This is a genomic window from Tenacibaculum sp. Bg11-29 (assembly GCF_002836595.1).
Lineage (GTDB): Bacteria > Bacteroidota > Bacteroidia > Flavobacteriales > Flavobacteriaceae > Polaribacter.
In genome coordinates this window covers 834,289-859,238 of record NZ_PJBB01000003.1, presented here as the reverse complement: position 1 = coordinate 859,238, position 24,950 = coordinate 834,289, and the positions used below count along the sequence as shown (strand labels likewise).

17 protein-coding genes are annotated in these 24,950 nt (G+C 31.1%); 9 read left to right on the top strand and 8 right to left on the bottom strand.

What is annotated here, in order from left to right:
• Positions 1-47: 47 nt before the first annotated feature.
• Together CXF68_RS03865 and CXF68_RS03860 are read left to right on the top strand one after the other, a co-directional pair.
• Positions 48-584, top strand: a complete 537-nt coding sequence (locus CXF68_RS03865) for a metal-dependent hydrolase (RefSeq protein WP_101043052.1) — start codon at positions 48-50, stop codon at positions 582-584.
• A 2-nt stretch (positions 585-586) separates the two neighbouring features.
• A complete protein-coding gene (locus CXF68_RS03860) occupies positions 587-1,447 on the top strand; it encodes a DMT family transporter (RefSeq protein WP_101043051.1) in 861 nt (286 codons plus the stop codon).
• Here CXF68_RS03860 and CXF68_RS03855 read toward each other — a convergent pair.
• On the bottom strand, positions 1,444-2,532 hold the full coding sequence (locus tag CXF68_RS03855) for a hypothetical protein (RefSeq protein WP_101043050.1): 1,089 nt from the start codon (positions 2,530-2,532) through the stop codon (positions 1,444-1,446). The two genes, CXF68_RS03860 and CXF68_RS03855, sit on opposite strands and share 4 nt — an antisense overlap.
• 76 nt (positions 2,533-2,608) lie before the next feature.
• Between CXF68_RS03855 and CXF68_RS03850 the strand changes: the two genes are divergently transcribed.
• Complete coding sequence (locus CXF68_RS03850; protein ID WP_101043049.1) at positions 2,609-3,589, top strand: hypothetical protein; 981 nt, start codon at positions 2,609-2,611, stop codon at positions 3,587-3,589.
• Here CXF68_RS03850 and dprA read toward each other — a convergent pair.
• Complete coding sequence (gene dprA, locus CXF68_RS03845; RefSeq protein WP_101043048.1) at positions 3,586-4,689, bottom strand: DNA-processing protein DprA; 1,104 nt, start codon at positions 4,687-4,689, stop codon at positions 3,586-3,588. The genes CXF68_RS03850 and dprA overlap by 4 nt on opposite strands.
• Positions 4,690-4,745: 56 nt before the next feature.
• On the opposite strand from dprA, the gene CXF68_RS03840 reads away from it, so the two are divergent.
• Together CXF68_RS03840 and CXF68_RS03835 are read left to right on the top strand one after the other, a co-directional pair.
• Positions 4,746-5,684, top strand: coding sequence for an SPOR domain-containing protein (locus CXF68_RS03840; RefSeq protein WP_232771604.1), 939 nt, complete (start codon positions 4,746-4,748; stop codon positions 5,682-5,684).
• Between the two features lie 61 nt (positions 5,685-5,745).
• Positions 5,746-6,258: an acyl-CoA thioesterase gene (locus CXF68_RS03835; RefSeq protein WP_101043046.1), complete on the top strand. Its 513-nt coding sequence runs from the start codon at positions 5,746-5,748 to the stop codon at positions 6,256-6,258.
• A gap of 7 nt (positions 6,259-6,265) precedes the next feature.
• On the opposite strand, the gene CXF68_RS03830 is transcribed toward CXF68_RS03835, so the two are convergent.
• Genes CXF68_RS03830 through CXF68_RS03805 form a run of 6 tightly spaced genes read right to left on the bottom strand, consistent with a single transcriptional unit; the run spans position 6,266 to position 13,010 of the window.
• The gene (locus tag CXF68_RS03830; RefSeq protein WP_101043045.1) at positions 6,266-7,300 is read right to left on the bottom strand and encodes an AI-2E family transporter; all 1,035 of its coding nucleotides are present in this window, start codon (positions 7,298-7,300) and stop codon (positions 6,266-6,268) included.
• Positions 7,301-7,309: 9 nt separating this feature from the next.
• Complete coding sequence (locus tag CXF68_RS03825) at positions 7,310-8,524, bottom strand: murein hydrolase activator EnvC (protein WP_101043044.1); 1,215 nt, start codon at positions 8,522-8,524, stop codon at positions 7,310-7,312.
• Positions 8,524-9,294 (bottom strand): DUF4292 domain-containing protein, encoded by a 771-nt coding sequence (locus CXF68_RS03820; protein ID WP_101043043.1) that lies wholly within the window; start codon positions 9,292-9,294, stop codon positions 8,524-8,526. The genes CXF68_RS03825 and CXF68_RS03820 overlap by 1 nt, the downstream gene beginning before the upstream one ends.
• A 23-nt stretch (positions 9,295-9,317) precedes the next feature.
• Entirely contained in the window at positions 9,318-10,226 is a 909-nt protein-coding gene (locus tag CXF68_RS03815; RefSeq protein ID WP_101043042.1) for a lipopolysaccharide assembly protein LapB, read from the bottom strand.
• A 49-nt stretch (positions 10,227-10,275) separates the two neighbouring features.
• On the bottom strand, positions 10,276-11,292 hold the full coding sequence (locus tag CXF68_RS03810; RefSeq protein ID WP_101043041.1) for a sugar phosphate nucleotidyltransferase: 1,017 nt from the start codon (positions 11,290-11,292) through the stop codon (positions 10,276-10,278).
• Between the two features lie 56 nt (positions 11,293-11,348).
• On the bottom strand, positions 11,349-13,010 hold the full coding sequence (locus CXF68_RS03805; protein WP_101043040.1) for an ABC transporter ATP-binding protein: 1,662 nt from the start codon (positions 13,008-13,010) through the stop codon (positions 11,349-11,351).
• A 294-nt stretch (positions 13,011-13,304) separates the two neighbouring features.
• On the opposite strand from CXF68_RS03805, the gene CXF68_RS03800 reads away from it, so the two are divergent.
• The 4 genes from CXF68_RS03800 to CXF68_RS03785 all read left to right on the top strand — a co-directional run bounded on the left by CXF68_RS03800 (position 13,305) and on the right by CXF68_RS03785 (position 24,826).
• A complete protein-coding gene (locus tag CXF68_RS03800) occupies positions 13,305-16,001 on the top strand; it encodes a GEVED domain-containing protein (RefSeq protein WP_101043039.1) in 2,697 nt (898 codons plus the stop codon).
• 355 nt (positions 16,002-16,356) lie between these two features.
• Positions 16,357-18,354, top strand: coding sequence for a GEVED domain-containing protein (locus tag CXF68_RS03795; RefSeq protein WP_101043038.1), 1,998 nt, complete (start codon positions 16,357-16,359; stop codon positions 18,352-18,354).
• A 216-nt stretch (positions 18,355-18,570) separates the two neighbouring features.
• Entirely contained in the window at positions 18,571-21,237 is a 2,667-nt protein-coding gene (locus CXF68_RS03790) for a S8 family serine peptidase (RefSeq protein ID WP_101043037.1), read from the top strand.
• Positions 21,238-21,445: 208 nt separating this feature from the next.
• Positions 21,446-24,826, top strand: coding sequence for a GEVED domain-containing protein (locus CXF68_RS03785; protein WP_101043036.1), 3,381 nt, complete (start codon positions 21,446-21,448; stop codon positions 24,824-24,826).
• The last annotated feature ends 124 nt before the right edge of the window (positions 24,827-24,950 follow it).

Here is a 24,950-nt window from a genome sequence, read left to right as displayed (position 1 = left end):
AAATGGAATACAAATTATTTTATTTCCTCAATAATTAGAAATAAAAAATGGCATCAATATTTGGACATGCATTAGCTGCTTTTGCATTAGGAAAAGGTTTTTCTAAAACAATTGTAAATTGGAAATTTATTTTACTAGGTATTATTTGTGCGATATTACCAGATGCAGATGTAATTGGTTTCAGTTTCGGAATTAAATATGAAAGTTTTTGGGGACATCGTGGTTTTTCTCATTCATTACTTTTTGCTTTAATTTTAGGTGTTTTAATTACAGTAATTTTTTACAGGAAGATCTTAGCTACAAAAAAAGGCTTGTTGCTCATATGCTATTTTACATTATGCACAGCATCTCATGCAATTTTAGATGCATTAACAACAGGAGGTTTAGGGGTTGCTTTTTTCTCACCTTTCGATACCACACGTTATTTTTTTCCATGGAGACCTATTAAAGTTTCTCCTATTGGAGTTGAACGTTTTTTTAGCGAAAGAGGGATCAACGTATTGTTAAGTGAGTTAATTTGGATAGGAATTCCGAGTATATTTTACATATTTGTTACAATGTATTTTAAAAGAAAGAAAAAATAACAATGCAAAGCAATCATATTAAAAATTTATCAGGCTTATTATTAGCTACTTTTTTTATTAGTACTTCGGGAGTTTTAGGTAAATATATAGCCATGCCATCAGAGGTTATTATTTGGTTTCGATCTGTATTCGCAATGGTGTTTTTATATGTTTTTTGTAGATTAAAAAAAGTTGATTTAAAAATAAAATCGAATAAACATATTGTTCCGTTTATTATTAGCGGAATTTTTATGGCAATTCATTGGGTTACCTATTTTTATGCACTTAAGCGCTCTAATGTTGCTATAGGAATGTTATCGTTATATACATTTCCGGTAATGATTGCTTTTTTAGAACCTTTATTTTTAAAAATAAAATTCAATCCTATGTATATTGTTTTAGGATGTATGGTTTTGTTAGGAGTTTATATTTTAGCTCCTGAGTTTAATTTAGAAAGCGCTAATGTTCAAGGAATTTTATTTGGCTTATTCTCTGCTTTATGTTATTCGATTAGAATTTTAATTTTAAAACAATATGTAGCGCAATATGATGGTGGAATGCTTATGTTTTATCAAACATTAATTATTACAATTTGTTTGCTTCCTGTATTGTTTATTATGGATGTTTCTGGCTTTGAAAGTCAATACCCGTATGTATTGTTGTTGGCGTTGTTAACAACAGCAATAGGCCATAGTTTAATGGTTCATTCATTACAGTTTTTCTCAGTATCTACAGCAAGTATTATAAGTAGTGTTCAACCAATATTTGGTATTGTTCTAGCGTTTATTTTTTTAAATGAAATACCTACATGGAATACTTTTGTAGGTGGAAGTTTAATTTTAGCAACGGTAATTATTGAGAGCATTAGAAGTAAGAAAAATTAATATATTTTTTGCTGTTGTTGTATAATGCTTTTCATACTTACATCTTCGTAATTTCTCAAAACAAAAGATAATGCACTATGTAGTATCTCTCCCATCCCATCACTATCTCTAAAGTTAATATCTCCTGTAAATTCAAAAATTTCAGCTTTTAATTGTTTAATTTTTTCGGGAGTTGAAATATTATCAGATTTCATTGCGGTAAGTAAACGATTTAATCGTGAACGTGACCCTAAAATTCGTTTAGAGACTATTGATCGTTCTTCTAACTTATATTGTTCTATCGATTCTGAAGTAAGTTTACTGCTAACAAGCTGTACCATTTTTAAATTTTCTTTAAAAAATTGCGGATAATAAACTTTAAACTTTCCTTCAAAACATTGTTGGTCAAAATCTATAGGTCTAATCTTATACACTACATTTTCAAAATCATGTGTAGGTATAATCACATAATTATACGAACGCATATCACCTAGTAAACGAATCATACAACGTTCATTAAACTTTACGAACTCTTTAGCTATTTGTGCTTTTTCAACATCTAAGCAATCATCTAAATAATCTTTAATGAATATATCGCCAGGAATACCTGAAATATGTTCTTCTATCAAGGTGTTTTTATATACAAGAAAATTTAAGTTATAAGGTGATAAAATGTCTTCTAACTCTAAACCATATATACGAGAAGAATCAGTTTTCTTAACATAAAAATAGGTGTAATTGTCATTTAAAATATTACGAACCTTTATTCTAAAAGGCTGAGAGTTTCCGAAGGTACAAAAGTCAATAGCATCAATATTTAAATGTTTAATACTAGCATCTGAACCATTTGAATATAAAATGTTATATACTTTCTTTAAGCTTAAATCTATTTCTTCTTGTTCAAATTCATTATAATAAACACGTACCCATAAGGTATCATTATCATGTTTATCAAAAACCGATACAGCTCCTTGAAAACGTAATAAGTCGTCATAAAAAATAGGTATTTGAATAGTTCTACTGTGCCTTTTTAAATAAAAAGAAAGCTTTTTATTTACAGGAAAAGCAGGTTTTTTTTGAGACATTAATTTTTCTTCTGAAGACATCTATAAACTTTTTGTATGAAAGCTAATTTAATTTATTTGGAATAATTTTTGTTAATTATTTAAGAAAATTACTGCTATGAATAATTTTAAGTTGACAATTCCAAAACCATGTAATGAAAGTTGGGATAAAATGACACCTAATGAAAAGGGTAAATTTTGTAAGCTATGCGCAAAAACCGTAGTAGATTTTACAACAAAATCTACTAGTCAAATTAAAGATTATCTTATTGAAAATAAAGGCAAACGCGTTTGTGGGCATTTCTATAAAAAACAGTTAGATAGTATTGTAATTCAATTACCAGAAACTACTTTTAATCAATCTTTATCATTTCAAAAAATATTTTTATTAGCTTTAATTTTTGCTATGGGAACTACATTGTTTAGTTGTACAACAAATACTGGTAAAGTTCAAAAAATTGATAAAGTTGAAATTATTGATTCTATTATAATAATAGAAGATATTACAGATATTGAATTAGATGGGTTTGTTATACCAGTTTTAAAGAAAGATTCTGTGAAAAAAGAACTTAAAATTCCACCACTACCTTCTGTAGAAGGTATTACGGTAATAGAAACAGTATTAGAAGAGCCTTTTAATATTGATACAATTATTGAAGTTCCTGAAATGGAAGTTATTGAACCTGAAGATGTCATTAGAGGAGGCATTCGTGATAATTCTGATCTTGAATACGAAAGTATAAAGACTTTTTTTTATTCAAGAGAAGTTAATTACCCTCCAATCTTCTTACAAGATGAAAATTTGCCAAAAGAAAACTTAATAAATGTTTTTGATAAGAGAATAAAACAATTTTTAAAAGATAATTATGATAGCAAGATTCATGAAAGTTTAAGTTTATTAAAAGGAGCTAAAAAGTTATATGTTCGTATATCTATAAATGCTAGAGGAATGATTTCAAAAGTAGAAGTAAGAGCACCTCATGAAAAAATAAAAACACATGTAAAAGATGTTTTAAAAAAATTACCACAATTATTACCCGCCACAAAAGATGGAAAAAAGGTAAGTGTAATGCATGTGTTTTCTATAGTTTTAGATTAAACCTCAAATAATTTTCCAGGTAAAGGTTTTATAACACCTTTAAGTTCCATTTTAAGTAATAAAGAAGACAGTTTATACACTGGGATGTCGCATTTAAACGCGATAATATCTAACAACTGTTTTCCATTTTTGACTAAATAATCATAAACCTTTTGTTCAGTATTGGTTAGGGTAACAAACAATTCCTTTTGTATTACGGTAGGTTTTTTAGAAGCTTGTAAGTCCCAATTAAGCATTTTTACAATGTCGTCAGATGAGGTTAATAAATGTGCCTGATTATTTTTAATAATAGTATTACAGCCTTTGCTATAAGTATCATTGGTTCTTCCTGGCACAGCAAAAACATCACGATTATAAGAATTCGCAATATCGGCAGTTACCAATGAACCTCCTTTTTCTGCAGATTCAATAATAATTGTAGCTTTAGATAAACCAGCAACAATACGATTCCGTTTTAAAAAATTTTCACGAAGTGGTTGTTCTTCATGCCAAAATTCAGTGATAAATCCACCATTTTTTGTTATCTCAGTACAATACTTTTTATGTGTTTTTGGGTACATTTGTTCTAATCCGTGCGCTAATACGGCAATGGTTTGTAAATTATTTTTAATAGCTGTTTTATGAGCACAAATATCTACTCCGTATGCAAAACCGCTTACAATTATTGGATTGTATTTAGATAAGTCTTCAATAAGCTGATTACAAAAATCACGACCATAAGAAGTTATTTTTCTAGTACCAACTATTGATATAATTTTTTGATTGTTGAGGTTTATATTTCCGTCATTAAAAAATAAGATAGGAGCATCAATACAATGCTTTAAATTATACGGATAATCAGCATCTAAAAAATAAGAAAATTCTATATTATTTTTGTCTATATAATTTAGCTCCTCCTCTGCTCTATTTATATTTTTTGTATCAAATAAATGTTTTAGCGTATGAGTACCAATTCCATTTATTTTTTGCAGCGCACTAGCTTTTTCTCTAAATACTTGTTCTACGCTACCAGTGGCATTAATTAACTTTTTTGCTAAAAAATCACCGATGTTTTTAGTAGCTTGTAATCGTAGAATAGCTAGTTTTTTTTCATTTTTCATGTGGCAATAATTTGATTATCAATATACAAAAAAACTGTTGATAAGATTTCAAAGTAATGAGCATATTAATTCATAAAAAAACTATATTTGTTACTATGACATTAGCCAATTATATAAACGATTTATTGTACAGATACGAATGCGTAATTGTTCCTGGTTTTGGAGGTTTTGTAACCAATAAAATAGGTGCTAAAATGAATAGTGACACACATACATTTTACCCACCAAAAAAACAAATTACTTTTAATTCGTATTTACATCACAACGATGGTTTATTGGCTAATTATATTGCATCGAGTAAAAACATTTCTTTTGAAAAAGCAACTGCTTTTATTGCAAATGAAGTTATAGAATGGAAGAGTGATTTAGAAACTATATCAATTAAAGTCGCGTCTTTGGGAAGCCTATCTTTAAATGAAGCAAAACAAGTTGTTTTTCAGCCAAATAGTACAAGTAATTTCTTAACAACATCTTTTGGGTTAGCAGAAGTTGAAAGCCCAACTGTAAAAAGGATTACACAAGAAGTTAAAGTATTACCTATAGGAGTTCAAGAAAAAGAAAATAATATACCTGTATTTTTTAAATACGCAGCTACAGCAGCCGTGTTGGTAGGAATAGCTTACGCTGGATGGAATGGTTTTCAAAACCAATCTCAAAAACAATTTTTAGCAGATCAAGAAAATACTGTAGCTAAAAAAATACAATCTGCAACTTTTGTTATTGATAACCCATTACCAACAATTAATTTAAATATTACTAAAACTGAAGGTCAAAAGTTTCATATTATAGCAGGTGCTTTTCAGGAAGTTATAAATGCTGAGAAAAAATTGACAGAGTTACAAGACTTAGGTTATGATGCTGAAATTTTAGGGGAAAACGATTTTGGTTTAACTCAAGTAACGTTTACAAGTTTCACTTCTAAAGAAGAAGCGCGTAAAGAACTAGCAGATATTCAGGAAAATGTTAACAAAGATGCTTGGTTATTGATTAAATAATCACATTTTACAAGACTTATTTTTTAGCTTTATGTATATATTTGCATCAAAGATATAATTGATGAGAGCTAAGACACCTAAAGAATCATTAACAGTACTTACTGACCTTGTTTTACCAGGAGAAACAAATTATTTAGACAATCTTTTCGGAGGAGAATTACTAGCTCGTATGGATAGAGCTTGTAGTATTGCGGCACGTCGCCATTCTAGACGAATTGTTGTTACTGCATCTGTTAATCATGTTGCTTTTACAAAATCAGTTCCAGTTGGAAGTGTTGTTACCTTAGAAGCAAAGGTTTCAAGAGCGTTTAAATCATCAATGGAGGTGTATGTTGATGTTTGGATAGAAGACCGTCAATCAGGTGAAAAAACAATGGTAAATGAAGGTATTTATACATTCGTAGCTGTTGATGAAACAGGTAAACCAGTTCCTATAGCACAGATTACTCCAGAAACAGAATTAGAGAAGAAACGTTATGATGCAGCTTTGCGTAGAAAACAATTAAGTTTAGTTTTAGCAGGTAAATTAGACCCTAAAGAAGCTAAAGAGTTAAAAGCATTGTTCTTAAGTTAAAAGGATCTTAAACCTTGTCTATATCACCATTTTCAGATAAAAAGATGGCAACTGATTTTGTTTTTTCAAATTGAGAAAAGATAATAATCATAATTACAGTAATAGGTACACTTAAAATCATGCCTGTAACACCCCATATTTTACCCCAAACAGCTAGGGACAATATGGTTACTAGCGGACTTAGATTTAGAGATTTACCAAATAATTTAGGTTCAATAATGTTACCAACAATTACTTGAACAGAACCTACAGCTGTTAAAACTATTAAAAACGGCGTGAATTCACCAAACTGTATTAAGCTAAAAATAGCAGGAAAAACGGTTGCGATTAATGAACCAATTGTTGGTATGTAGTTTAATAAAAAAATTAAAAAAGCCCAAAAGGGAGCACTATCTACACCAACTATAAGTAAAACAATATAACTTAAAATACCAGTAAGTAAGCTTACATAAGTCTTTAAACGAAGATAATTAGAGATAGAAAACTCTATTTTTGATAACATAGATTGCATGCTAGCATAGCTATTTTCTTTGCCTTCAAATATTTTAATAAGTTTATTTTTAAAGCTACTTTCTTCTAAAAATATAAATAAAGCATAAATAATAATCATAAAAGTGTCACCTAATAAACTACTAATTCCGTTAGCAATATCTCCCAAAACAGAACCATAGTCAAAATCTCCTATAACCGATTTTATCGATTTAATAATATCAATATGAAAATAGGAATCTAAACTTTTAATAATAGCGCCAATATTAGGTTCATATTTTGAATATGAAGTAGATAAATCAGTAATACTATTAGTAATAATTTCAGAAATAAATCCAAAACCCAAAACAATTAAAGTAAAAACAAAAAGATTACTCAACCAATAAGGAATGATTTTTTTAGCAAAGGGCATTTTGTAGATGGTTTTACGTATTTCACGTGTTAAAAACCAAAAAATTAATGCAAAAATAAAAGGAATTAAAATCCCTTTACCAATAACCAATGCGGTTATTATTGCGACAATAGTTATAATGAAATTTGCAGCGTTTTTCATTCACTTAAATTAATTAGTACGTATCCATTTTGCAGGGTTTAATTTTGCGGTATTTTTAAATAAAACAAAAAGCAATTTTGTTTTACCAGAAACTTTATCAGTGAACACCTTCCCTACTTTATCACCAGTTTTTAGAATAGCACCTTTTTTTACATATACATTTTCGAGATTATTATATGCCGAAATATAATTACCGTGTTGTATTAATACCGATTTTTTACCTCCAGACTGTGATTGTAAAGCTAGTACTTTTCCATTAAAAATACATTTAGCATCAGTATTCGATTTAGTAACAATATGCAAGCCAGGGCTATTAATTTTAATTCCTGAAAATGTTGGATGAGGTTGTACACCGTACCTTCTAGTAATAATTCCCTTTACAGGCCAAGGTAAACGACCTTTGTTTTGTTCGAAACTAGCTAATAATTTTTTTTCAGCAGCATTTAAAACAAAGCCAGAAGATGCTTTCTTAGTTGTTTTTTTACCTTTATTAGCCTTTGCAATAACAGCCCTAATAAGTTTATCAATACGTGCAGTTATTCGTTTATCTTCTTTTATCTTTTTTTGTAAATCTCGTTTATATTTTTTTTCTTGTTTTTTTATTTTAGAAACTAAACTTTCTTGATTTTTCTTATCAGATTCTATTTCTTTTTTTTGAGACTTCTCATCAGAAATTAAACTTTCTTTAGATTTTCTCTTTTGAATTAATGAATCATTAAATTTTTTAATTTCAGTAGATTTTACAATGATATTCTCTCCTTGTTTTTTTCTGTAATCATTGTATTGCTGCATGTATTTTAAACGCTTATACGCTTGGTAAAAGCTTTCAGAAGAGAGTAAAAACAATGTTTTACTTTGTTGAGATCTATTCTTATTGGTTTTTACAACCATATCAGAATAGTCTTTTTTTAGTTTTTTTAATTCACTATTGTTCTTTTCAAGCTGTTGCTCATTTGCTTGTATTTCTTTTGATAATTGCTTCGTTTCTAATCTAATCGTTTCAATTAAACGCTCTCTTGCACTAATTTTTTGACTTAGATCTTTTAAGTCATCTAAAGCATTCCCTTTTTCTTTTTTTGCCTTAAATAATAAGTTATTAATCTGCTTAATTTCATTTTTAATTTTTTTATGTTTTTTTTCTAATTTTTTTCTTTCTTGACCAAATGAAGAAAAACCAACTAGAACCAGCAATAAAAACGAGATATAAAAAACAATTTTTTTCATTATAATTTAATTTCTTTATAACCGTTAGGCATTTTAAAATCAACGTTCAATTTTGTGTTAAATTCAACAGAACGTGTGGTTATATCAATATTTGTAAATTTTTTATTTTGTTTAGCATTTATATTAATTCTTTGAGGAAATAAAACTCCTTTTTTACTTGAATATTTTCCGTATGATATATCTAAACGTTGATTTTTTATTGAATTTACAATAGATTGTTTATTAAGTTTATAATGAAGAGGATTTACGTAAAAAAAGATATTAAATAAATCTGATTGTTTTTTAGGAGAAAGTTGATATGACTTATTAGAAATAGCTACTTCTTGTCGTTGAGATCTTACATTAAGTAAAGATTGACCTAATAACATATTTTGTAATTGTTGAAAATTAATATCGGTTCCTAATAATTTCTTCAACATAGTAAAATCTCCATCAAAATAATTTTTATAAAGAGACGAATAAAATTGAACTTTTGTTGGTGTAATTTTAGCTTTAAAAAGTGTAATAAATTTGGTTCCTTTTAACCAAATAACTTCATCTTTTTTAATTTTCATTCGTACTGAAAACCCTACTTTTTCTTTAGTATCCTTGTAGTTTACTTTTAAACGAGCATCAATATTTTTTTCATTAAAATTAGAAGAAATATGTTTTTTAGCTACCCTTCTGGCAGACATTTCTTTAATTACTGTTGTGTTATTAGATGCAATTTTTCTTGATTTACATGAAGAAAAACTAAGAGACAATATAATAAGTAATGTAAAGTATTTCATAAAGTATGTATAGGGTAAGGAAATTATTTTAGAATTTTGGAAGCTTTATCTTTAAAGAGTTTTGCTCTTCGAGCATCGTGTAAACCTTTGTAAGAGACTGCTATTTCTAAATAAAATTTTGCTTCGATTTTGTTATTATCTATTACAAAATCAATGCCATTTTGCAAAGTCTGTAAAGCTTTACTGTATTGCCCATTTTTGTTAAGTGCTTTACCATTCATTAAATAAACAAAAGGTTGCGCAGGAAACAAAGTTAAGCCTTCTTCACTGTATTTTAATAACGTTCTATAGCTTCTTCTTATTGTCAGTTCTTTTAACAAGCGTTGTAAATTTTTATAACTTTTTTCTTTTTCAAAGATTGCTCTAAAATCGGTACTTACTGCTTTTACGGCAAAACTTGTAACTTTAGGCTGCGGTTTGTTTATTCTTTCTTGAAGTAAACGTAATCTAGAATTTAATAATTTAGCTTCTTCTAATTCAGATAGAACTCTTTTAGCTCCATCAACATCCCTATTCTGTAAATGTAAAAAAACCAAAGCTTGTTTTTTCTTTGGGTATTTTTTTGCAATTTTTTCTTGAACGATTATAGCTTTACTAAAATCGGCTGTGCGTTTTAAAACAGCAACTTTGTGTTCTAATAGCCATAAGTTGTTTGTATCTTGTTTTAACGCTAAATCAATGTATTCTAGAGATTCTACTCTCCTATTTAGTTTTAAATAATTTTTAGCAAGTTCAAAGAATACTGATATATCATTTGGCTTTATTTCATTACAGTCTTCTAAGTATTCAATTGCTTTTTTATAATTTAAAATTGCTTTTTGTGAGAGTGCATTAAAAAAAAATTCTTGAAACTTTATGTTGCTCTCTTCACTAAGGTCTAAAGAGGTAGATACCCTGTCTTGTGAGTAGATTAAAAGAGAATTAAGAATCAAAAAAAAAGATACTAATATCTTAATTTTTGATTCCTGCCTCTTTTTTTTATTATGTAAGATCTGTATAATCACCTATACTTACTGATGTATGATTAGCATTGTATTTTGCATGATTACCAATCATTGCGTTATCTAACTTTGCGTTAGATATATGAACATTTGTTTGTATTAAAGAGTTTACAATTGTTGAGTTTTCAACAATACTATTTTTCCCAATTGAAACATAAGGTCCTATTTTAGTGTTTTTTAAAACTACGTTTTTTCCAACATAACAAGGTTGAATAATTTCTGAGTTTTCTAATGTAACGTCACTAGCAACTAAATTGTTACCATCAGCTTGCTCAAAACCCAAAACTTGTTTGTTAGTATCAACAGTTGGATCTTTTTTACCACAATCCATCCAAGCATCAACTTTACCAGGAATAAATTTAGCACCTTGTTGCTTTAAAGATTCTAAAACCTCAGTTAATTGAAATTCACCAGAAGGTCTTATATCATAATCTATTAAATGCTTTATTTCTTCACGAAGTTTATCACCATCTTTAAAGTAATAAATACCGATAATTGCTAAATCTGAAATAAACTCTTTTGGCTTTTCAATGAAATCAGTAATAATTCCATCATTTAACTTTACAACACCAAAAGCACTAGGGTCCTCAACTTGTTTTACCCAAATAGCACCATCAGCATTTGTATCTAAAGTAAAATCAGCTTTAAATAAAGTATCTGCAAAAGCAACTACGCATGATCCTGTTAATGATTCTTTAGCACAGTAAATAGCATGTGCGGTTCCTAAAGCTTCTTCTTGAACAAATACAGATCCTTTCGCACCTAAACTTTTAGCGATTTTCATTAATTTATCTTTAGTATCTGCAGGAAAACCTTTAGCAGCAGTACCAATTATAAATGCAATTTCTTCTATAGGCTGGTTTACAACAGAAGTAATATCTTCAACTAAACGTTGTACGATTGGCTTACCAGCTATTACTGTTAATGGTTTTGGGGTAGTTAAAGTATGAGGCCTTAAACGAGACCCAATTCCTGCCATTGGAACTATAATTTTCATATTTTTCTTTTCGTTTTTAACGCTGCAATATACCATTAATAAAGCATTGAAAAAAGTTACAAGCCTTTAGGTATTGCCGCTATTAATGTTTTGGTATAATTTGTCTTCGGGTTATTGTAAATTTCATCGGCATCAGCAATTTCTTCTATTTTACCTTTATTCATTACAACTAATTGATCGGCCATGTATTTTACGACAGATAAATCATGAGAAATAAAAATGTAGGTAAAGTTAAATTCTGTTTTTAATTGGTTTAATAAATTTAATACTTGTGCTTGTATAGATACATCTAAAGCAGAAACAGATTCATCACAAATAATCAATTTTGGTTGCAAGGCAACAGTACGGGCAATACCAATTCTTTGTCTCTGTCCACCAGAAAACTCATGAGGATACCTATAAAAATGTTCTTTTTCTAAACCTACTTTTTCTAATAGGTTAAAAACATATTCTTTTCGGTCTTTTAAAGAGTTCAATATATTGTGAACTTTCATTGGTTCGAGAATAGCGTTACCAACGGTAATTCTTGGATTTAGTGAAGAAAAAGGATCTTGAAATATAATTTGAATCTCTTTTCGTAATTTTTTAAATGAATATTTTTTAAGTTTTAGAATGTCAACTCCTTTATAAATTATTTGCCCTGAAGTTGCTTTTTCTAACTGTAAAATAGTTCTACTTAAGGTTGTTTTTCCACAGCCACTCTCTCCTACCAAACCTAAAGTTTCTCCTTCATAAATTTTAAAAGAGACATTATTTACTGCTTTTACAATCGTAGATTTAGAAAACCAAGAAGCATTAGAAATAAAATTTTTATGTAAATTCTTAATTTCTAATAATGGTGTTTTATTATAAATTTTCTGATGAAATTGTTTACGTTCTTCATTTGTATATAAACAAGTATTTACAGAATCGTTAATGAAATTAGTTACAGTTGGTAATACTTTAAAACGTTTTTCGGTGTTGGGTCTCGAATTAATTAGAGCTTTTGTATAGTTTTCTTTTGGATTAAGAAATAGCTCATTTGTTTCACCTTGTTCAATAACTTTACCTTTATGCATAACTATTACTTTGTCTGCAATTTCAGATACTAGAGCTAAATCATGAGATATAAAAATTATTCCCATTTTATACTCGTCTTGTAATTCCTTTAATAGAGATATAATTTCTTTCTGAACAGTTACATCTAATGCTGTTGTAGGTTCATCAGCAATTAAAAGCTGTGGCTTACAAGCAATAGCCATTGCAATCATAACCCGTTGTTTTTGGCCACCACTTATTTGATGAGGATACGAATTGTAAATATCAGTTGGTCTAGGAAGTTTTACTTTATTAAATAGAGAAAGTACTTCTTCTTTTATTTCGTTTTTAGATAATAGAGTATGCTGTTGTAAAATTTCAGCAACTTGAATTCCGCAAGTTAAAGTAGGGTTTAATGAACTCATGGGTTCCTGAAAAATCATAGCGATTTTACTTCCTCTGATTTTTTGAAACTCATTTTCATTATAATTTAACAAATTTTGTTGTTTAAACAAAATTTCACCTTTTATCGTGGCAAATTTTGGAAGTAGTCCCAAAATGGCTAATGAAGTTATTGATTTTCCGCTTCCACTTTCCCCTACGATACCTAATATTTCTGTTTGTTCTATACTAAAAGAAACATTTTGTATAACAGAGGGTGATTTTTTAAAACTTATTTCTAAATTTTTAATTTGAAGCATTTGCGTAAAATTTCAATAAAAATACGATTAATATTTTTTAATCCTTTTTATAAAACAGTTCTAATTGTAATTAATTGATTAATAACTTAGTAGAGTTTAGTTCGTTTTGTTAGGTTTATAACGGGTTTGTTAAATATTGAATTATCAAAAATGTATGCTTATTGTGTTTTTAGGTATTGTTATTTATATTTTTTTGTATATTTGATGCTTATTTAATAATAAATTAAGAGTTTTTAACTTAATACGTCAATTGTATTTTTTATTAAATAGTTAACCTTTATAAACCCTTCAAAAATGAAACACAAAATTACATTAGCATTTCTATGCTTAATTTTTATTGGCGCAACTTTTGCGCAAGAAAGAAATTGTCATTCGATGAATAATCTCGAATACAGGGAATCAAAAGATCCTTCTTTAAAACAAAGAATGGAACAAATAGAAAGTTTTACTCAAAGAAAAATTCAAGAAAGAAAAAACTATCAAGGTAAAGTAAATGGACAAATTATTACTATTCCTGTAGTAGTACATGTTATTTATAAAAATTCACAAGAAAACATTAGTCTAGCACAAATTCAGTCACAGATTGATGTTTTAAATGAAGATTATAGAAGAACAAATGCAGATGCAGATAATACATGGTCTCAGGCAACTGATAGTCAAATTGAGTTTAAATTAGCAACTATAGATGCTAATGGAAACCCGACAACAGGTATTACAAGAAAATCTTCAAATAAAACTTCTTGGGGTACGAATGATGCAATGAAAAAATCTTCTCAAGGAGGAGTTAATCCATGGGATGCATCTCAATATTTAAACATGTGGGTTTGTAATATTGGAGGAGGTATTTTAGGATACGCTCAGTTTCCGGGAGGTAGTGCATCAACTGATGGTGTTGTAATGAGTCCTCAATATTTTGGAAGTGCAGATAAAGGGTCCGGATTTTACTTGTCAGCTCCTTTTGATAAAGGAAGAACAGCAACTCATGAAGTTGGTCATTTTTTAAATTTACGCCACATTTGGGGTGATGGAGGTTGTGGTGTAGATGACTTTGTATCAGATACTCCAGAATCAGACGCATCTAATGGAGGTTGTAAAACAACTCATGTGTCTTGTGGTACAGTAGATATGGTACAAAATTATATGGATTATTCAGATGATGCATGTATGAACTTATTTACAGTAGGTCAAAAAAGTAGAATGCGTACTGTTTTAGAATCTGGAGGTTCTCGTAGAGCTTTAGCATTGTCTGATAAATTTGGTACACCAGTAGTTTGTAATGCAACTGTACCAACAGGAGTTTCAACAACAGGAGTAACAGCAACAGGAGCTTCGGTAAAATGGTCAGCAGTTTCAGGAGCAACTTACGATGTAAGATATAAAGCAGTTTCAACTTCATCTTGGTCAACAAGTGCAGTTTCAACAACAACAAAAGCTTTAAGTGGGTTATCAGCATCAACAGCATACGAAGTACAAGTACGAAGTAAATGTTCATCAGGAAATTCTTCTTATAGTGCATCTGTAAACTTTACTACGCCAGCGGTAACTATAAGCTACTGTACTTCAAAAGGAGCAAGTGTAAATGATGAGTACATTCAAAAAGTAGTTTTAGGAACAATAAGTAATACGTCAACAGGAGCAAGTGGATATTCAGATTACACTTCAATTTCTACTGATTTAACAAAAGGGGATTCAAACACAATAACAATTACGCCAAAATGGACAGGAACAGTTTATAGTGAAGGGTATGGAGTTTGGATTGATTATAACCAAGATGGAGATTTTTCAGATGCAGGCGAAACAGTTTGGACAAAAGCAAAATCAAAAACAACGCCAGTAAGTGGAACATTCACAGTACCATCTTCAGCAGTAAGTGGAGCAACAAGAATGCGTGTGGTATTAAAATATAATGCAACACCAACAGCCTGTGAAGCATCTATTCAGTACGGAGAGGTAGAAGATTATACAGTTGTAATAGGGTCATCACAAGCAGATACTACTGCGCCAAGTGCGCCAAGTAGTGCTTCAGCATCAAGCGTAACACAAATTAGCTTAACATTAAGCTGGTCAGCTTCTACAGATAATGTAGCAGTAACAGAATATGATGTTTACCAAGGAGCAACAAAAATTGGGTCTACGGCTAATACTACAATGAATGTTACAGGATTAACAGCTGCAACAGGTTATGCTTTTTCAGTAAAAGCAAAAGATGCTGTTGGAAATGTATCATTGTCAAGTAATACAGTAAATGTAACAACTTTATCAAACGCAGTTTCTTATTGTGCATCAAAAGGAAGTAGAGTTACTTATGAATGGATTGATTATGTAGCATTCGGAGGAATGACCAATACAACAGTAGCTAATGGAGGATATGGAGATTTCACTTCAAAAGTAGCTACGGTAGCATTAGGAAGTACCAATCAATTAGTTTTAAGTGCAGGGTTTTCAGGAACAGCATATAACGAGCACTTTACAGTTTGGATTGATTACAACCAAGATGGAGATTTTACAGATGCAGGAGAGCAAGTTACTACAGGTAACTCATCAAGTGCAACAAATAGAATAACAGATATTGTAATTCCATCAACAGCAACTTTAGGACAAACAAGAATGCGTGTTTCAATGAAATACAATGCAGCAGCAACTTCTTGTGAAGCTAATTTAGGAGATGGAGAAGTAGAAGATTATACTGTTAATATTGCAGCAACAGCTGTAAATACAAGAACAACAATTGTATCGGGAGAAACTATTAAAAATCAAAACAGTATAGCTTTAATGGCATATCCTAACCCATCAGTAGATTTTGTACAAGTTAAGTTGGCATCTAAATCAACTAAGATGACGTATAAGATTGTAAATGTAACTGGAAGTGTTGTGCAGTCTGGTCATTTAGGTTCTTCAAGTATAAATGTATCTAAATTAAATACAGGAATGTATATTTTAGAAGTTAACGATGGTCAAAAAGTATTGACAACTAAGCTTTTAAAGAAGTAGGTTTATTAAATAGATCTGTTTTTTTAAGAAGCCCTAGAGACTAATCTCTAGGGCTTCTTTATGTATATGAGTAAGTCATAAATTTTTAATCATTTAAAAGGTGAAAGTTTGAGATCTTTAATTAAATATATTCTAGAATTATATTAGGTAAAAATTAATATAAAATATCGGTTTAGAGAGTGTAGGGTCAAGTAATTGATTCAAGATAAGTTTTATGAAAAAAGAGATAAAAAAAAGCTGTTTAAAAAAATTAATATAAAACAGTTTTAAGTGTATTTATTGAACTAGTTCAATTTTTTTAAGGTAAAACAATTGTTTTTTTGCATTAAATTTTTAACTTAAAACCCTTCTAATAATGAAACAAAAGATTACTTTGTTATTAATGTGCTTCTTTTTTGCAGGAGCTATTTATGCCCAACAAAAAAGAACTTGCCACACAATGGAAGATCTGGGAAATAGAAAAAGACAAGATCCTACATTACAAAAACGAATGGATGAAATTGAAAGATTCACCCAAAGAAAAATAAAAGAGAATAGAAATACTAAAAGAAAAATTTCTGGATCAATTATAACAATTCCAGTAGTAGTACATGTATTGTACACTAACTCTACAAATAATATTAGAGATGCTCAAATTCTTTCTCAAATTGATGTTTTAAATAAAGATTTTAGAAGAAAAAACACTGATAAAACTAATAAATGGTCACAAGGAGCTGATATTCAAATTGAGTTTGCAATGGCGAAAATTGATCCTAATGGGAATTCAACTACAGCAATTACTAGAAAATTAGTTAGTAGTTCAGATTGGGGAACTAAGTTTAAAGTAAATAATGCTATGAAAAGTTCTGCTACTGGAGGAGTAAACCCATGGAATACTTCTGAATATTTAAATATGTGGATTGTTCCTAAGATGACTTCTACTGGTCCTAAAGGAGATGGAAGTACTTTAGGATTTGCTCAGTTTCCAGGTGGAGCAGCAGCAACTGATGGTTTAGTGATGATTCATGATGCTTTTGGTTCTACAGGTACACTTAATCCTTCTTTTAATTTAGGAAGAACGACTACACACGAAATAGGACATTATTTAAATTTACGTCACATATGGGGAGATGGACCATGTGGTTATGATGATTTTGTATCAGATACACCAGAATCTGATGAAGCTAATTATGGATGTAGTACAGGGCATGTCTCTTGTGGTTCTGAAGATATGGTTCAAAATTATATGGATTATTCAGATGATGCATGTATGAACTTATTTACATTAGGACAAAAAAATAGAATGCGTGCTGTGTTAGAAGCAGGTGGTTCTAGACGTAGCTTAGCTTTATCTGATAAGTTTAGTAATGGGAGTGTTTTTAATGCAGCAGTACCAACAGGAATTTCAATAAGTGGAGTTTCTGCAACAGAAGCAATAGTAAGCTGGACAGCAGTTTCAGAAGCAACTTACGATGTTAGATACCGTAAAGTAGGAGCTAGTTCGTGGGTAACTAATTCGTCATCAGCTACATCTGTAACATTAAGTGGGTTATCTGCTTCTACACAATACCAAGTTCAAGTTCGTAATAAGTATTCATCAGGGAATTCAAACTATAGCTCTTCGGTAAACGTAACAACCTTATCAAACGCAGTTTCTTATTGTGCATCAAAAGGAAGTAGAGTTACTTACGAGTGGATTGATTATGTAGCATTCGGAGGAATGACTAATACAACAGCAGCAAATGGAGGATATGGAGATTTCACTTCAAAAGTAGCTACGGTAGCATTAGGAAGTGCTAATCAACTAGTTTTAAGTGCAGGATTTTCAGGAACGGCATATAACGAGCACTTTACAGTTTGGATTGATTATAACCAAGATGGAGATTTTACAGATGCAGGAGAGCAAATTGCTACAGGTAACTCATCAAGTGCAACAAATAGAATAACAGATATTGTAATTCCATCAACAGCAACTTTAGGACAAACAAGAATGCGTGTTTCAATGAAATACAACGCAGCATCAACTTCTTGTGAAGCTAATTTAGGAGATGGAGAAGTAGAAGATTATACTGTTAATATTGCAGCAACAGCTGTAAATACAAGAACAACAATTGTATCGGGAGAAACTATTAAAAATCAAAACAGTATAGCTTTAATGGCATATCCTAACCCATCAGTAGATTTTGTACAAGTTAAGTTGGCATCTAAATCAACTAAGATGACGTATAAGATTGTAAATGTAACTGGAAGTGTTGTGCAGTCTGGTCATTTAGGTTCTTCAAGTATAAATGTATCTAAATTAAATACAGGAATGTATATTTTAGAAGTTAACGATGGTCAAAAAGTATTGACAACTAAGCTTTTAAAGAAGTAGTAAGTTAAGAAATAAATTATTTTTTTAAAACCCAATAATCCCAGTATCTGACTGGGTTTGTTGGGTGTTTTTTTTATTGTAAAGTTACTAATTAGGTTATTTAATTAAGAATTTCTTGTTTTTTGTATGTATTTGCATAATAATTGATAAAACATTGCGTTATTTTCAATTAAATATTAGTTAATCAATAAATTAACTAATTTATACTCTTCAAAAATGAAAAACAAGTATTTAAAAAGTCTTGTATTGGCAAGTATTGTCTTAGGATTAAATATCCAAACACAAGCTCAAGACAAAAGAGAAGTAGCGCAAATTCGTAGTAAATACAATTTAACTAAACTTCAAGAAATTAAAGGAAATTTTCAAAAAATTACCAAAACAGAAAAAGAGCAAGCTATACGAATAGCTAAACAGAAAGGATGGAAAACGAAGTTTACTACCAAAGATGGGCGTATGCTTGAATTACAAAGAGTGGTAAATGGAAAACCAATTTATTACACAACATTTAATGTAGCCGCAGCAAAATCTACTAGAACAAATCATTTAAATTCTGGAGGTTCTTTAGGTTTAAATTTAATGGGACAAGGTATGACTGCTCACGTTTGGGATGGTGGTTTGGCAAGAACTACGCACCAGGAATATGATGGTGCAGGAGGAAATAACCGTTTTTCTATTGGTGATGGTACTACAGATAAACATTTCCATGCAGCTCACGTTGCTGGAACTATAATATCTTCAGGTGTAAAAGCAAATGCGAAAGGTATGGCACCTCACTCTAAAGCCGTTGGTTATGATTGGAATAACGATAAAGCTGAAGCTACAACAGCAGCTTCTAATGGTATGTTGATTTCTAATCATTCGTATGGTTATGCAATTAGAGATAAACAAGGTAAGGTGCTAGTGTCTCAACATTATTTCGGTGGGTATATAGATGATTCTCGTGGATGGGATGAGATAATGTTTAATGCGCCAAATTATTTAATGGTGGTTGCTGCAGGTAACGATGGTAACGATAATACAGCAAATAACAACCCAACAGGGGGTTCAGGTTTCGACAAGTTAACAGGGCATTCTGTTTCAAAAAACAATTTAGTAGTTGCAAATGCGCAAGATGCTAATGTTGATGCGAGTGGAAACTTAGTTTCTGTATCTATTAATAGTTCAAGTAGTCAAGGGCCAACTGATGATTTTAGAATAAAACCAGATATTACAGGTAATGGTACTGGAGTATATTCTACTTATGAAAGTAGTGATACGGCTTATAAATCAATTTCGGGTACCTCAATGGCATCACCAAATGTTGCAGGATCTTTAATTTTATTACAACAACATCATAAAAATTTAAATAGTGGTAGTTTTATGAAAGCAGCTACCTTAAAAGGATTGGCGCTACATACGGCAGACGACGCGGGAGCATCTGGACCAGATGCTGTTTTTGGTTGGGGATTAATGCATACTAAAAGAGCTGCAGAAGCAATTACAAATAAAGGAAATCAATCTAAAATTGAAGAGTTAACATTAACATCAGGTCAAACATATACAATTACTGTTGATTCTGACGAAACAAGTCCGTTATTAGCTTCTATTTCTTGGACGGATAGACCAGGGGTATCGGTTACAACAGTAAATTCTACAACACCAGTATTGGTAAATGATTTAGATATAAGAGTATCTAAATCAGGAACAACATTTTTACCATATGAATTAACAGGAGTAACAACAAGTACAAAAAGAGATAATAATGTGGATCCTTTTGAAAGAGTTGATATAGCCAATGCTTCAGGAACATATACTATTACAGTAACACACAAAGGAAGTTTAACGGGAGGAAGTCAAAATTACAGTTTAATTGTAACGGGTTTAACAGGTTTAACAGGTACACCAGTAGTTTGTAATGCAACTGTACCAACAGGAGTTTCAACAACAAGTGTAACAGCAACAGGAGCTTCGGTAAATTGGTCAGCAGTTTCAGGAGCAACCTATGATGTAAGATATAAAGCAGTTTCAGCTTCATCTTGGTCAACAAGTGCAGTTTCAACAACAACAAAAGCTTTAAGCGGATTATCAGGATCAACAGCATACGAAGTACAAGTACGAAGTAAATGTTCATCAGGAAATTCTTCTTATAGTGCATCTGTAAACTTTACTACGCCAGCCCTAACTATTAGCTACTGTACTTCAAAAGGAAGTAAAGTTACTTATGAATGGATTGATTATGTAGCATTCGGAGGAATGACCAATACAACAGCAGCAAATGGAGGATATGGAGATTTCACTTCAAAAGTAGCAACGGTATCATTAGGAAGTACCAATCAATTAGTTTTAAGTGCAGGGTTTTCAAATACAGCATATAACGAGCACTTTTCAGTTTGGATTGATTATAACAGAGATGGAGATTTTACAGATGCAGGTGAACAAGTTGCTATAGGTAATTCATCAAGTGCAGCAAATAGAATTGCAGATGTTGTTATTCCATCAAATGCAACTTTAGGACAAACAAGAATGCGTGTTTCAATGAAGTACAATGCAGCAGCAACTTCTTGTGAAAGCTTTGAAGAAGGAGAAGTAGAAGACTATACTGTTAACATAACAGCAGCAGCGGTAAATGCAATAACAACAGCAGTATCAGGAGAAACTATTAAAAGTCAAGAAAGCATAGACTTAGTGGCGTATCCAAATCCATCAGTAGATTTTATACAAGTTAAGTTGGCATCTCAGTCAACTAAGATGACTTATAAGATTGTAAATGTAATTGGAAGTATTGTACAGTCAGGTTATTTAGATTCTTATAGTATAAATGTATCTAATTTAAATATAGGAATGTATGTTTTAGAAGTTAATGACGGTCAAAAAGTATTGAAAACCAAGTTGTTAAAAAATTAATACAGATAAATAAATTGTTTTTAAACTCGTTAATCTCAGTGTGCTACTGGGTTTAACGAGTTTTTTTATGATAAATACATTAATTTGAATTATTTGTTGCTAATTTATTGATTTTTAGCTATATTAGAGAGGTATATAATAAGGTAAGTGTGTTTTTTTTACGAAAAACATATTATTGTTATGATTAACTAACTTAACTCCCTCCAGAATGAAATACAAGTATTTAAAAAGTCTTGTACTAGCAAGTGTTATTTGGGGATCAAACTTTCAAACACAAGCTCAAGACAAAAGAGAAGTAGCGCAAATTCGTAGTAACTACAACTTAACTAAACTTCAACAAATTAAAGGAAACTTTGAAAGAGTTACCAAAACAGAAAAAGAACAAGCTGTAAAAATAGCTAAAAAGAAAGGTTGGAAAACTAAATTTACAACGAAAGAAGGTAGTTTAGTAGAATTACAAAGAGTTGTAAATGGAAAACCTATTTATTACACTACTTTTAATGTTGCAGCGGCAAAATCTACAAGAACAAATCATTTAAATTTAGGAGGATCATTAGGATTAAACTTAATGGGGCAAGGTATGACGGCTCACGTTTGGGATGGAGGTTTGGCAAGAACTACGCATCAGGAATATGATGGAACGGGAGGGAATAATCGTTTTTCTATTGGAGACGGTACAACAGTTAAACATTATCATTCAGCTCACGTAACGGGTACTATCATGTCTTCAGGTGTTGATGCTAATGCAAAAGGGATGGCTCCACACGGAAAAGCCGTTGGTTATGATTGGAATAATGATAAAACTGAGGCTACAACAGCAGCAGCAAACGGAATGTTAATCTCAAATCATTCGTATGGTTATGCAACTAGAAATCAACAAGGTCAGGTACAATTGCCTCAACATTATTTTGGAGGGTATATAGATCAGTCTAGAGCATGGGATGAGATTTTATTTAATGCACCAAATTTTTTAATGGTAGTTGCCGCAGGAAATGATGGAAATGATAATACGGCAAATACAAATCCAACAGGAGGTTTAGGTTTCGATAAGTTAACGGGGCATTCTGTTTCAAAAAACAATTTAGTAGTTGCAAACGCTCAAGATGCCAATATAGATGCAAGTGGAAACTTAGTATCTGTTTCTATTGCAGGAAGTAGTAGTGAAGGGCCAACAGATGATTTTCGTATCAAGCCAGATATTACAGGTAATGGTTCGGGAGTATATTCTACCTATGCAAGTAGTGATACGGCTTATAATTCAATTACGGGTACCTCAATGGCATCACCAAATGTTGCAGGATCTTTAATTTTATTACAACAACATCATAAAAACTTAAATAATGGTAGTTTTATGAAGGCAGCTACCCTAAAAGGACTGGCGTTACATACTGCTGATGATGCAGGAGTATCTGGACCAGATGCTGTTTTTGGTTGGGGATTAATGCATACAAAAAGAGCTGCGGAAGCAATTACAAGTAAAGGAAATCAATCTAAAATTGAAGAGTTAACATTAATATCAGGTCAAACATATACAATTACAGTTGATTCTGACGGAACAAGCCCTTTATTAGCTTCTATTTCTTGGACGGATAGGCCAGGGATATCGGTTACAACAGTAAATTCTACGACACCAGTATTAGTAAATGATTTAGATGTAAGAGTATCTAAATCAGGGACAACATTTTTACCATATGAATTAACAGGAGCAACAACAAATACAAAAAGAGATAATAATGTAGATCCTTTTGAAAGAGTTGATGTAGCCAATGCTTCAGGAACGTATACTATTACAGTAACACACAAAGGAAGTTTAACGGGAGGAAGTCAAAATTACAGTTTAATTGTAACAGGTTTAACAAGTACACCAGTAGTTTGTAATGCAACTGTACCAACAGATGTTTTAACAGCAGGTGTAACAGCAACAGCAGCTTTGGTAAATTGGTCAGTAGTTTCAGGAGCAACCTATGATGTAAGATATAAAGCAGTTTCAGCTTCATCTTGGTCAACGAGTACAGTTTCAGCAACAACAAAAACTTTAAGTGGGTTATCAGCATCAACAGTATACGAAATACAAGTACGAAGTAAATGTTCATCAGAAAATTCTTCTTATAGTGCATCTGTAAACTTTACTACCCCAGCCGTATCTATAAGCTACTGTACTTCAAAAGGAGCAAGCGTAAATGATGAGTACATTCAAAAAGTAGTTTTAGGAACAATAAGTAATACATCATCAGGAGGAAGTGGATATTCAGATTACACTTCAATTTCTACTGATTTAACAAAAGGGAATTCAAACACGATTACAATTACCCCAAAATGGACAGGAACAGTTTATAGTGAAGGGTATGGAGTTTGGATAGATTATAACCAAGATGGGGATTTTTCAGATGCGGGCGAAACAATTTGGACGAAGTCAAAATCAAAAACAACGCCAGTAAGTGGAGCATTTACAGTACCATCTTCAGCATTGAGTGGAGCAACAAGAATGCGTGTGGTATTAAAATATAATGCAACACCAACAGCATGTGAAGCACTTTTTTCTTATGGAGAGGTAGAAGATTATACAGTTGTAATAGGATCATCACAGGCAGATACTACTGTACCAAGTGCACCAAGTAATGCCTCAGCATCAAGTGTAACAGAAACTACCTTAACATTAAATTGGTCAGCTTCTACAGATAATGTAGCAGTAACAGAATATGATGTTTACCAAGGAGCAACAAAAATAGGATCTACAGCTAATACTACAACGAATATTACGGGATTAACAGCAGCAACAGGGTATACTTTTTCAGTAAAAGCAAAAGATGCAGCAGGAAATGTATCATCGTCAAGTAATGCGGTAAATGTAACAACCTTATCAAACGCAGTTTCTTATTGTACATCAAGAGGAACAAGAGTTACTTATGAATGGATTGATTATGTAGCATTCGGAGGAATGACCAGTACAACAGTAGCAAATGATGGGTATGGAGATTTTACCTCAAAAGTTGCAGTAGTAGTATTGGGAAGTACCAATCAATTAGTTTTAAGTGCAGGATTTTCAGGGGGGGCTTACAACGAGTACTTTACAGTTTGGATTGATTATAACCAAGACGGAGATTTTACAGATGCAGGTGAACAAGTTACTACAGGTAACTCATTAAGTGCAACAAATAGAATAACAGATATTGTGATTCCGTCAGATGCGACCATAGGGCAAACAAGAATGCGTGTTTCAATGAAGTACAATGCGGCAGCAACTTCTTGTGAAAGCTTTGGAGATGGAGAGGTAGAAGATTATACGGTTATTATAGCAGCAGCAGCAGTAAATGCAATGCCAACGGTTGTACCGGGAGAAAATATTGATAGTCAAGAAAATTTTGACTTAATAGTATATCCTAACCCATCAGTAGATTTTATACAAGTTAAATTTGCATCTCAGTCAGCTAATATGACTTATAAGATTGTAAATGTAGTCGGAAGTATTGTGCAATCTGGTCATTTAGGTTCTTCTAGTATAAATGTATCTAATTTAAATACAGGAATATATATATTAGAAGTTAATGACGGTCAAAAGGTATTGACAACTAGGCTTTTAAAGAAGTGAAAAGTTAAAAAATAAATTATTTTTTTAAAATCCAATAAACTCAGTATCTAACTGGGTTTATTGGGTGTTTTTTTTTATTGTAAAATCACTGATTAGGTAGTTTAATTATGAATTTCTTATTTTT

Excerpts from the sequence above, each read along its gene's own strand:
- CXF68_RS03795 (WP_101043038.1), top strand. The coding sequence starts at position 16,357 with ATGAAACAAAAGATTACTTTGTTATTAATGTGCTTCTTTTTTGCAGGA.
- CXF68_RS03825 (WP_101043044.1), bottom strand. The coding sequence starts at position 8,524 with ATGAAAAAAATTGTTTTTTATATCTCGTTTTTATTGCTGGTTCTAGTT.
- CXF68_RS03850 (WP_101043049.1), top strand. The coding sequence starts at position 2,609 with ATGAATAATTTTAAGTTGACAATTCCAAAACCATGTAATGAAAGTTGG.
- CXF68_RS03805 (WP_101043040.1), bottom strand. The coding sequence starts at position 13,010 with ATGCTTCAAATTAAAAATTTAGAAATAAGTTTTAAAAAATCACCCTCT.
- CXF68_RS03820 (WP_101043043.1), bottom strand. The coding sequence starts at position 9,294 with ATGAAATACTTTACATTACTTATTATATTGTCTCTTAGTTTTTCTTCA.
- CXF68_RS03785 (WP_101043036.1), top strand. The coding sequence starts at position 21,446 with ATGAAATACAAGTATTTAAAAAGTCTTGTACTAGCAAGTGTTATTTGG.
- CXF68_RS03840 (WP_232771604.1), top strand. The coding sequence starts at position 4,746 with ATGAGCATATTAATTCATAAAAAAACTATATTTGTTACTATGACATTA.
- CXF68_RS03860 (WP_101043051.1), top strand. The coding sequence starts at position 587 with ATGCAAAGCAATCATATTAAAAATTTATCAGGCTTATTATTAGCTACT.
- dprA (WP_101043048.1), bottom strand. The coding sequence starts at position 4,689 with ATGAAAAATGAAAAAAAACTAGCTATTCTACGATTACAAGCTACTAAA.
- CXF68_RS03855 (WP_101043050.1), bottom strand. The coding sequence starts at position 2,532 with ATGTCTTCAGAAGAAAAATTAATGTCTCAAAAAAAACCTGCTTTTCCT.
- CXF68_RS03790 (WP_101043037.1), top strand. The coding sequence starts at position 18,571 with ATGAAAAACAAGTATTTAAAAAGTCTTGTATTGGCAAGTATTGTCTTA.
- CXF68_RS03800 (WP_101043039.1), top strand. The coding sequence starts at position 13,305 with ATGAAACACAAAATTACATTAGCATTTCTATGCTTAATTTTTATTGGC.
- CXF68_RS03810 (WP_101043041.1), bottom strand. The coding sequence starts at position 11,292 with ATGAAAATTATAGTTCCAATGGCAGGAATTGGGTCTCGTTTAAGGCCT.
- CXF68_RS03830 (WP_101043045.1), bottom strand. The coding sequence starts at position 7,300 with ATGAAAAACGCTGCAAATTTCATTATAACTATTGTCGCAATAATAACC.
- CXF68_RS03835 (WP_101043046.1), top strand. The coding sequence starts at position 5,746 with ATGAGAGCTAAGACACCTAAAGAATCATTAACAGTACTTACTGACCTT.
- CXF68_RS03865 (WP_101043052.1), top strand. The coding sequence starts at position 48 with ATGGCATCAATATTTGGACATGCATTAGCTGCTTTTGCATTAGGAAAA.